We start from the raw sequence: 11,217 nt of genomic DNA, 5'->3' as shown, positions 1-11,217 counted from the left end.
TTAACCATTAACCTAAACGGCTTTTTACAATCGCGCTTACTGCTGACATATCTGCTTTTCCTAATAATGCCGGACGAATTGCTGTCATCAATTTGCCCATGCCGCTCATATTAGAAATTTCTAATTCAGCAATCGCACCATCAATAATCGCCACAATCTCTTCTTCTGAAAGTTGCGCTGGAAGATACGGCATGATGTATTGCAACTGCTCTTCTTCTTTCTCTACTAAATCTGTACGATCTGCTTTTTTGAATTGATCGATAGATTCACGGCGTTGATTCACCATTCTATTTAAGATATTGAGGTAATCATCTTCCGCTAAAGCTTCGCCTCTTTTCTGTAATTCTGCTTCTTGCACTTCCGCTAAGATTGCACGTAAAGTCGTTACTTTTTCACGTTCTTTTGCACGCATTGCATCTTTTACATCATTTTGAATCGTTGCTTTCATATTTTCATTCCTTTTTGCATATTTATGCATTTCTGTGTGTTTCTATCTATTTCTTTAACGACTTCATAAAAGAAGGGAGACCATAAGTCTCCCTCCTATATTCATCGATAGATTGATTCCCATGTTTACCAAAGCTCACTACAACTCTTTAGTAAATCATCAAAATGTCTATTTCTTCAATTGATCAGAGAAAAATTGTCATGTTCACGATCTTTTTCAATTCTAGAATAACGCGTATTTATGGCGCTTATTCATCAAAATTAAAACAGATTCGCAATCGCTTCTAGGTCAAATGGCTGACCATTGACCATCCAAGCGTTATCGTTATATTGTACATTAACCTTAATACTATCATCAACAAACTCTATCAATGGAGCACCGGCTGTTAACATGACTGCCATTAATTGAAATTGCATGTAATTATCATTCATTGTTTTTCGTGCAGATTCAATAGATGCTTCTTCACCGCCCGCCAACAATACATTACTTCCTAATTCAATAAAGTACGGTTTTGAAATATTCACTTTTAAGTCAATTGCTTCAATATATTGCTCAACAAACTGAAAAAATGATAATCCCGCAAAAGCTGCATCCATATCCGCGGTATCACTAAAATCAATCTCAGATAACTTCTCAATCAATGCCGGCTTAGGCGTAATCATTAAGGTTTTCTTTGCGGTATGCCCATCTAATTTTCCATCAATATCAAATGTTAAAGAAGATTCATCTGTAAAATACCCTTTTAAAATTTTCCAAATTTCAGTGGAATAATTTTCTCCAAGACTATTCAAATCTAACTGTTGAAGAACCACCAAGTTTTCAAAAAGATCATCCGCTAATGGCGCAAGCTCTACATTAATCGAAACATCTCCAAATTTTGCAGTCACATCATTATTTGCAGGCTTAATTTTGATATTGTTCACATCAAAATTACCATAGGTAATGACTTGATCATTTCTCACTTCTACCGCAGCTTGATAGGCTATCTTATCTAATAAAAACTCAGCATTTGCCATCTGATAATTTGTACTCAAAACTTGAATATCTTTTAACTCAAAAATTGTTTTTTGAATTTTTTCTGCATTGTTCTGCTCCATATCGGCAAATGTACTGCCGATATTCACTATCGCATTCGTTGTATCATCTTCAACTTCGATGGACACCTTATCTGATTTATAAATAACCTTAAATCGCTCAATCTCTTTAAAGTCATCTTTAAAACCATAAATGCCATCAGCAACTAATCCCTCTGCAACAATCAATCCTTTCTTATCAGCATTAGGATTGCTCATTTCAAGACGAGGATATTGGCTAGAAAATTTTACTTGTAGATTTTCACGATCAAATTGTGATTGCGTTTTAATCTCTCTACCGCTCATTAAAATGGTATCTTGACCATCAATATTAGAATACAAATCATACTGACTGTTCAAGATAATGGTTGCAACCCCTTTATTCTCGGCATAATTTGTGAAAACTACTTCACCGGTATCAGTCCATTGTAAATTCTCTTTATCATTAAAAATAATAGAACTCTTTACTTCAAAATCCGCAACCTTATCGGTACGCATTGCACCTTTAATTTGAATATCAGCATTATTCAATGCACCAATTCCCATTGATTTCAAAGATGTTTCAGTAATCGTCTTATAATCTTGCTCAAACAGCTCAAGTGAAGATGATGCATAACTACTATTTCCCAGTAATAACAATGGTAAAGCACACGCTAATATTCTCTTTTTCATATGATGTCCTGATATTGATTATTAAAATAATACTCTGAAAGATAATATACTGAATATTTAAATTAATCATCCATCTTTTGTCTTTCAGATTTTAAATACTTACGCAGCTATTCGCTGATAGGCCTCTAAAAGCACTTTAAAATCAGCTCCTTCTTGATGCATATTTTCACTTAAATAACGGCGCCATAATCGGCTTTTTGGCATATCATGAAACAGTCCCAACATATGCCTTGCCACATGATTGAGCTTCCCACCTTGATGAATATGCTTCGTGATATAACTCTCCATCGCCATTAAAACCTCTAAACGGGAAAGAGGTTCTTTATTGTCACCAAAAAGTACATTATCCACTTCCGCCATTTGATACGGCTGATGATAGATAGAACGCCCAATCATCACGCTATCGAGTTTTTCTAAAAGCGTAGATGCTTCACTAATACTCTGAACGCCACCATTAATGCCTATTTGTAAATGCGGATAGTTTTCTTTAATCTCAAAAACTCGTTCATAATTTAGCGGTGGTATATCTCTATTTTCTTTCGGCGACAAACCTGACAACCAGGCTTTACGAGCATGCAATGTAAAATGCTCACAGCCTCTTGCCGAAACCGCATCGATAAATTTTGCTAAAAACTCATAACTCTCTTCTTCATCAATACCGATTCTTGTCTTAATCGTTACCGGCAAAGAAGTGGCTTCGCTCATGGCTTGATAGCAATCCGCCACAAGTTCTGGCTCTTCCATCAAACATGCGCCAAATCGACCTTTTTGCACACGATCAGAGGGACATCCGCAATTGAGATTAATCTCACTATATCCGTAAGATTCCCCAATTTTTGCGGATTTTGCTAAATCCTCAGGATTGGATCCGCCTAATTGCAGAGCAACGGGACCTTTCTCTTCAAAATAGAGATGACGATCCTGATCGCCGTACAGAATGGCACCTGTTGTTACCATTTCACTATATAGCAATGCATGCTTACTCATCACTCGATAAAAATATCGACAATGACGATCGGTCCAATCCAACATCGGCGCTACTGAAAATTTCTCAATACTCATCTCTTCAATCTCGTACTCAATATAAGGTTTCTAAATTTTATTGAATATTCAAAATAAACATACAAAATAAATATTCAAAATCAGAATTCAAAACAAATTTAAAACAAAAAATCCCCGAGCTATCACAATAGCCCGAGGATCTTTATTAATACATATTATTTATTAATCCACATCTAGGAAGCTCTTAAGGCTTTCTGAACGATTTGGATGACGCAACTTACGAAGTGCTTTCGCTTCAATCTGACGAATACGCTCACGTGTTACATCAAATTGTTTACCCACTTCTTCTAGTGTATGGTCTGTATTCATATCAATACCAAAACGCATACGAAGCACTTTCGCTTCTCTTGCTGTTAACGTATCAAGGACATCACGCGTTGCTTCATTCAAGCCTTCATCTGTTGCGGATTCCATCGGTGAAACCGCATAAACGTCTTCGATGAAATCTCCTAAGCTTGAATCTTCATCGTCACCCACCGGCGTTTCCATCGATACTGGTTCACGCGCAATTTTCAATACTCGACGTACACGCTCTTCCGTTTCGCCCATTGCTTCTGCAATTTCTTCCGGCGTTGCTTCACGACCAAATTCTTGAAGAAGCTGACGAGAAATACGATTGAGCTTATTGATAGTTTCAATCATATGTACAGGAATACGAATCGTACGTGCTTGGTCAGCAATCGAACGGGTAATTGCCTGACGAATCCACCAAGTTGCATAGGTTGAGAACTTGTAACCACGGCGATATTCAAATTTATCAACCGCTTTCATTAATCCAATGTTTCCTTCTTGGATTAAATCTAAGAACTGAAGTCCACGGTTTGTATATTTTTTAGCGATAGAAATTACTAAACGTAAGTTTGCTTCAATCATCTCTCTTTTTGCACGGCGAGCTTGTGCTTCACCAATAGAGATTTGACGATTGATCTCTTTAATTTCATAAATCGTTAAATCTGTTTCCCCTTCGATCTTCGCAAGACGATCTTGATATTCATAAATATGCTTATCAAATTCTTTTAAAGCCGCAACATATTTAGCATCACGATTAAAGACATCATCTTTAAATACCGCTCTATTTGCTTCGTTACGTGGGAAAACTTTTAAAAATTCTGTACGTGGCATTTTTGCTTTCGCAACACACACATGCATGATTTTTCGCTCTAATGGGCGAATTCTATCGATTGTTTCACGAAGTTTTACATACATTTCAGCTTGAAGTTTTGGTGCAAGTTGAAACTCCATAAATTTTTCACGAAGTAATGCACGAACTTCCTTAACTTTATCAGACTTACTCGTTGCGCCTTCTTTCTCTTTAAGAGCATTCAGCTTATCCACAATTGCTTGTAATTCTGTAATTTTCGCAGCTAATAACTCAGGATCTGGTCCATTTACGCTATCATCTACTTCAACTTCTGCTTCTTCCTCTTCGCCTTCCACAGCTTCTGTAGTTGCTTCTGGTTCCAAGTATAAATTAGGATCGATAAAACCAAGCGCAATATCCGTCAATCGACCTTCTTCTTTAATCGTTGCGTGATATGAATCGATTAAGTGATATGTCGCCGGAATATAGAGCGCAAGAGAATTCAAAGAAGAATGAAGTCCTTCTTCAATACGAATGGCAATTTGCTTCTCTTCTTCACGAGTTAATAGATCAACCGTTCCCATTTCACGCATATACATACGCACAGGATCCGTTGTTCGTCCAATCTCTTCATCATCGATATTCGCAAGTACTTCAGCAGCTTCTTCCACAGCATCATCAGTATCTAAAGACTCACTTAACATTAATGTGTCTTCATCTGGGGCTTCTTCATGCACAGAAATCCCCATATCTTCGATCATTGCGATGATATTTTCAATTTGGCTGGGATCTACCATTCCTTTTGGGAGATGGTCATTTACCTCAGAAAAGGTAAGGTATCCCTGCTCTTTACCATAAGCGATAAGCTTTTTGATTTGTTCTTTTTTAAGCTGATCTTGCTTTTTTTGATCTGACTGATTGCTCATAACTTAGAATGATACCCTCAATTAATAAGTACACGACTATCGTTGCTTTTATTTCAAGCTCGGTATTATAACATGCTATACACATTTCCGATACCTAGAAAAACAAATGCAACAACCCTCAGAATCTATAAAGAAATAGACTCTGCACTAATTTACGTACTTTGATTAAATTATACTTTCTTCTTATAAACTACTTTCTCTAAGGTATGGTCATTTTTATAAAAAACAAGCAAAAACAATGAATATAGTTTTCAAATTAGAATTAAAATAATGATCAATCAAAAATCCCACCAAATTCACACAAATATTACCAATCCAAAATATCCTCCCACAAAACGCCCTGCTCATCAAAGCTTACTCTTAAGGATTCAATGCCTTTCATCTGTGCATAACGAACTTGATCACGAGTCAGACCTAATAATTCTCCTGTTTTTTCCAAAGTTTTTACTGTTCTACCATTTATTCCAAATCGATACTCAATGACTCTTCGAGTTTGTACTTCAAGGGCAGCTAAAGCATCTTCTAAGATTGAAAATGTTTCTGATTCTACCAATTCCTTTTCTGTATCAAAAGAGTTTTCATCAGGAATAATATGATGAAAATCATTCCCCGAACTATCATTCCCAGAAATGGTGGCATCAAGCGACAGCATAGACTCATGATGCGCCAATAGATCCATCACTTCATAGATACTCTGATTGGTTTCCTCAGCGATTTCGCTAATAGTCGCTTCTCTATTTAATTTTTGTGACAGCTCTTTCATACAAGAGAGCATTCTCGCAATAGCTTTATTAATATGAATCGGCACCCTCACTGTACGACCACTATTCATAATTGCATTAGAAAAATAGTGCCGAATCCACCAAACAGCATACGTTGAAAATCGATATCCTTTTTCAGGTTTAAATTTCCCAATGGCATGCATCACTCCAAGATTCCCCTCGGATATAAGATCATGTAGTTCAACCCCTTGGTTTTTATAACGCTGCGCTAACATAATCACTAATCTAAGATTACCTTTTAATAGTTTTTGATGCGCTCTGACATCCCCTGCTTGCGCTGCAATTCCATACTGAGATTCTTCTTCAGCTGTTAATAGAGGATATTTCCCAACTTCAGCATAATACTGATAAAGAATATTTTCCTGAAAAACAGAAATATTTTTACTATTTTTCAATATTTCATGAAATTCACTCACTCTATTGTTCGTCTGATGTAATCCTTCTTTTTTAGAAGGGATTGCTAATTTTTGATCTCTCATAAAGAATCTCCTAACGTTAACAACCTCCTTGTTTAATTACTTAAATAATTAATAAATAACTATAGGATACCTTTATGCATACAGCGTTGATTTATAGCATTTTTACCTTTAAAAACAATAAGATAAGAAAAATAAAGCAAAATAAAAGTCTTTGCATTTATTCAACGCAAAGACTTATCTTTAACAACAGTTTACACATTATATTGTTTATCAAAAAAGCATTAAAGCAGTGTTAATAAAGGCGCATCAAACAATCCATATTCTGTAATATCTATTTTTGCTCTAAGGCCGCATTAATTAACTTCACAGCTTTTTCTAAATATACTCTCGGCGTACCAAAGTTTAAGCGCACATAATTGCCTTCAACCCCGAAAGTTGCACCATCATTGAGTGCAAGTCCGGCATCTAATAGTGCTTTATGTGCATTTTTACCGAGCGCTGTATCGCCAAAATCAAGCCATAATAGAAATGTCGCTTCCGGATTTACGAGTTTTAAGCCTTCGATTTTTGAAAGCTCTGACACAATATAATCTCTATTTGCGATCAAATAAGGTTTTAACTGCGACAACCATTCATCGCCGTAATCATAAGCAAGCTCAGCGCCTTTAATCGCATAAATATTCATGCGCGGAATAAAGCCTAACATCGCTTTCTCATATTCCCGGCGAAGCTCTGGATTTTCAATAATGGCAAAACCGCCACTCAATCCTGGTAAGTTAAAGGTTTTACTCGCAGAAATAAGGGTAATGGTGTGATTTTTCGCTTTCTCAGAGAGCATTGCATAAGGAATATGTTCCCCATCCCAATTGAGCTCTGCATGAATTTCATCGGATAACACAATTAAATTATGCTTTAGAGCAAATTTCTCAATGGCTAATAGTTCTTCTTTTGTGAAAATTCTGCCTGATGGATTTTGAGGATTACAGAGCATAAAGATTTCTGAATCTTCCGTAACCATTGCTTCCATCGCATCAAAATCGATATCGTAACGAATAATATTGCCATCCACGCTCTCTTTCAAAGGAATGGCAATTCCCTTTGCGCCAACTTGCGCTTCAATGGAGAAAAATGGTGGATATGCCGGCGAATGGAAAAGATAGTTCGCATTATTATTGCGTCTTAATGCAAGGTTTGCGGCAACGTTAAATCCGGTGACAAGACTTGGAAGCGGTACGATGCTCTCTTTGCTAATCGTCCAACCATATAATCGTTGTAAACGGTAAATAATGGCTTCTAATAGGCGCTCTGGTCGTGCTTTTCCATAACCATAAATACCTTTCTGAGACATTGCCGTTAAACCTTCAATAATCTCATCAGCAACCTGAAAATCCATATCCGCAATCCACATTGGCAAAACATCTTTGCCGTAAGCGGTCCATTTATCTGAATTGTTATTACGGCGATTGATTATTTCATCAAAATCATAAATCTTCTTCGGCTGGTTCATTATTTCCTCTCAACGCTTTAGCTTAAAGTCATTCAAAATTTAGGAAGTTTTAATCATCATTACGACTCTATAAATTGATTCTATCAATCACATTTTATAAACCTGTAACTGGATCACTTCGCTAAGTTTTATCTATTTACCGATCGATACTTGTCATTCAATACTGATATCTCGGCATTTCCATATTTTTATTGTTTTGTTTCAACTAATATTTTTCTAGCTTCACATTTTCCATTCTATTAAAGGATGATGCTAGAGAAATATCCGCTAAATATCCCATCAATGAGCCATTCAGCGGATCTATATTAATAACCTACTTTACATATCACTTCAATTTTTTTAACAATGATTTTAACAAATCATAGAATCTCGCAACGCTTGGAATGTGAACTCTCTCATCTGGAGAATGTGCGCCTTTAATGGTGGGACCAAAACTGACCATTTGTAAATGTGGATATTTTTCTCCTAAAAGCCCTGTTTCAAGCCCCGCGTGAATCACAGAAACATGCATCTCTTCGCCAGTTTGCTCTTGATGTGCTTCTAGTAATTTTTTGTAAGGAATTGATTCAAGATTTGGTTGCCATGCCGGATAACCATTCGACTCCTCCACAAATGCACCGCTCATAATGGCAAGCGCTTTTGCTCTTGTACGAATAATATCCAAGCCGTTATTTGTCACTGAACGCGCCAATAATTCAATACGTAATTGGTGTTTTTCACTAATTTCTACAACACCTAAGTTACAGCTCGTTTCCACAATCGGAAGATCCACGGATTTACGGATCACACCACAAGGAAGAAGCAGTAATAAATTCAAACATTGCTGAGAATTTTCGGCATCTAATGTTGCATGAGAATGCGCAAGTTTAAAGAATACCGCGACATCATCATCCGCATTTTTAAAACGTTCCTTTAATGCTTTGCCGGAAGCGATTAAATGCGCTTCAAATTCAGCTTTATAGGTTTCATGTATCGCAACAATGGCTTTTGCTGAACGAGGAATGGCGTTACGTAGTGTGCCACCTTTAAAGCTTGCTAAACGAAGCGCTGAGCTATGCGCATAATTCGCTAAAACTTCTGCAAGAAGCTGATTCGCATTTCCTTGCTCTTTATGGACATCAATTCCAGAATGCCCACCTTTCAAGCCTTCAATGGCAACTTCATAAAAAATGCCGCGAGTTTCTTGATCAAAATGCAGATCTTTCGTAATAAATAGATCCGCACCGCCGGCACAACCTACTGTACAAACGCCCTCTTTTTCACTATCCAAGTTTAGAAGATATTCTCCTTCCAACCAGTTATCTTGGATATTGTGAACACCGCCCATTCCTTGCTCTTCATCGACAGTCAAAAGAATTTCAAGCGGACCATGTTCTGCCGTTTCATCTTCTAAAATAGCAATAGATGCTGCAACGCCAATGCCGTTATCTGCGCCTAAAGTCGTATCCGTTGCATGAAGCCATTCATCTTTAATCTGTAATGTTAGTGGATCGTTATCAAAATCATGATCGCTTGAATCACGCTTCTGGCAAACCATATCGATATGCCCTTGAAGAATGATTTTCGGAGAATTTTCATAGCCTTTCGTTGCCGGCTTTTTGATCACGATATTCCCGATCTCATCTTCTTTAAACTCAAAGCCTTTTGAAGTTGCATAATCACGATAAAACTTGCGAATCGCTTCCTCTTTCTTAGAAGCTCTCGGGATTTCACTCATTTTGGCAAAATGTTCCCAAAGTAATGTTGGTTCATGCTGTTTAATCATAATCTCTCTTTCCTTCAAGTTTACTGTTCCATGTATTGCTAAATCACTAATAACTTCTATCTTATAAGTGAGCCTCGATTTTTCCAATGTTTTTTATAAAAATCGGGCAGTCATCGAATCTGATATATATTCTAAAAAGTGTTTTAAAGAGGTATTTGATCACAAAGACTTTCTCATTCATCCTTCTAATCGTTATTGAAATGTCATTTTTTGCTCGTTTTCTGCGCTTTTTCTAAAACATATAGTTCTATTGGCCAATGTCATCTTGATAAATGCTCCTTTACACTATTGATACACAATAATTTCTACTTAAATACTCCTAAAAACTCCTAAAAAATTCTCGTACATCATTCATTAAAATGATCAAAAAAGCGATAAAGGACATTCATGAATCATCTTAAAAAAGCTTCCCTATTCTCCCTTTTAATACTCAATCTTGGCATCTTGGCGCATGCAGAAAATATCTCTGTTTTTGCCGCAGCGTCTTTGCAAAATGCCGTAGATGAGATCAAAGCGCAATACGCTACTGCCGGCAATAGCGATAATATTACGGCACTATATGATTCTTCTTCTAATCTCGCTCGCCAAATCGAACAAGGTGCGCCGGCTGATATCTTTATCTCAGCGAATCAAAGTTGGATGAATTATCTCGAAGAGAAAAATCTGATTGAAAACGATACCAGAACCAATATCGTTAAAAATGAACTCGCATTGGTAACATTTAACGACAATCCTAACGATTACCAAGTAGATTTTGCATCTAATGATTTTTGGAAAGATACGCTTCAAAACACCTATATTGCGCTTGGCGATCCTGATCATGTGCCGGCAGGATTATATGCGAAGGAATCTTTTGAAAAACTCGGTGTTTGGAATACCGTTCAGCCAAAAGTAGCACCGGCACAAAACGTTCGTGCAGCACTTCTTCTTGTAGAAGTGAAAGAAGCCGATTTAGGCGTGGTTTACTCATCTGATGCCAGCATTAGCCAAAAAGTAAAAACAATCACAATATTCCCTGATGATCTGCATGAACCGATTGAATATCCCATTGCGATTACAAATCAAGAAGATTCAAAAGCTGTGAATGGTTTTTATGAATACTTATTAAGTGAAGATGCCGCACAAGTCTTTAAAAAATATGGGTTTGCAGTACCGGCAAAAACTCCTCTAACTCAATAGACTAGATATCTCGATCATATCTCTTAAGACTGAGGAAACCTGCCGAATATCATTGAATTCTAAGATTTAGCCTCTCAGTTTTAAGAGTGATCCTTTTTAAGATTCTAATGCCAAAATCTGATTCCAAGATCTTGGAGCTCACTCCTTTTAACGCATTCTTTTTAGCTCATTCAATCAAGATGAGTTGAGTAAGCTATTTCTGAAAAATCTCAGAAAACGATGTTCTAAAATCATTACCCACGCAACAGTTTCTATTTATCCTCATACTCATTTCTGTTTTCATCTATACTTTATTTATAAATT

8 protein-coding genes are annotated in these 11,217 nt (G+C 36.7%); 1 reads left to right on the top strand and 7 read right to left on the bottom strand.

Translation table 11 applies throughout. The features are described 5' to 3' along the window. Nucleotides 1-7: 7 nt before the first annotated feature. The 7 genes from ACYSN2_RS00950 to ACYSN2_RS00920 form a co-directional block, all read right to left on the bottom strand. Nucleotides 8-448 carry a GatB/YqeY domain-containing protein gene (locus ACYSN2_RS00950; protein WP_461748377.1) on the bottom strand — a complete coding sequence of 147 codons (441 nt, stop codon included), beginning with the start codon at nucleotides 446-448 and terminating at the stop codon, nucleotides 8-10. Nucleotides 449-708: 260 nt separating this feature from the next. Next, nucleotides 709-2,193, bottom strand: a complete 1,485-nt coding sequence (locus ACYSN2_RS00945) for a YdgA family protein (RefSeq protein ID WP_461748376.1) — start codon at nucleotides 2,191-2,193, stop codon at nucleotides 709-711. Nucleotides 2,194-2,292: 99 nt separating this feature from the next. Beyond that, the gene (dusA, locus tag ACYSN2_RS00940; RefSeq protein ID WP_461748375.1) at nucleotides 2,293-3,255 is read right to left on the bottom strand and encodes a tRNA dihydrouridine(20/20a) synthase DusA; all 963 of its coding nucleotides are present in this window, start codon (nucleotides 3,253-3,255) and stop codon (nucleotides 2,293-2,295) included. Nucleotides 3,256-3,417: 162 nt separating this feature from the next. Continuing rightward, nucleotides 3,418-5,262, bottom strand: a complete 1,845-nt coding sequence (gene rpoD, locus ACYSN2_RS00935) for an RNA polymerase sigma factor RpoD (RefSeq protein ID WP_461748374.1) — start codon at nucleotides 5,260-5,262, stop codon at nucleotides 3,418-3,420. 307 nt (nucleotides 5,263-5,569) lie between these two features. Then, the gene (locus tag ACYSN2_RS00930) at nucleotides 5,570-6,523 is read right to left on the bottom strand and encodes a sigma-70 family RNA polymerase sigma factor (RefSeq protein ID WP_461748373.1); all 954 of its coding nucleotides are present in this window, start codon (nucleotides 6,521-6,523) and stop codon (nucleotides 5,570-5,572) included. Between the two features lie 271 nt (nucleotides 6,524-6,794). Continuing rightward, nucleotides 6,795-7,970 (bottom strand): MalY/PatB family protein, encoded by a 1,176-nt coding sequence (locus ACYSN2_RS00925; protein ID WP_461748372.1) that lies wholly within the window; start codon nucleotides 7,968-7,970, stop codon nucleotides 6,795-6,797. Nucleotides 7,971-8,295: 325 nt separating this feature from the next. Further along, a complete protein-coding gene (locus ACYSN2_RS00920; protein ID WP_461748371.1) occupies nucleotides 8,296-9,735 on the bottom strand; it encodes an aminoacyl-histidine dipeptidase in 1,440 nt (479 codons plus the stop codon). Between the two features lie 387 nt (nucleotides 9,736-10,122). Here ACYSN2_RS00920 and modA point away from each other — a divergent pair, with 387 nt between their 5' ends. Then, nucleotides 10,123-10,914 (top strand): molybdate ABC transporter substrate-binding protein, encoded by a 792-nt coding sequence (gene modA, locus ACYSN2_RS00915; protein WP_461748370.1) that lies wholly within the window; start codon nucleotides 10,123-10,125, stop codon nucleotides 10,912-10,914. Nucleotides 10,915-11,217 lie beyond the last annotated feature (303 nt).

The sequence above is a fragment of the Ignatzschineria sp. LJL83 genome, from assembly GCF_054871845.1.
The sequence above is the reverse complement of the archived record's forward strand: the minus strand, read 5'-3'. Positions and strand labels throughout refer to the sequence as shown.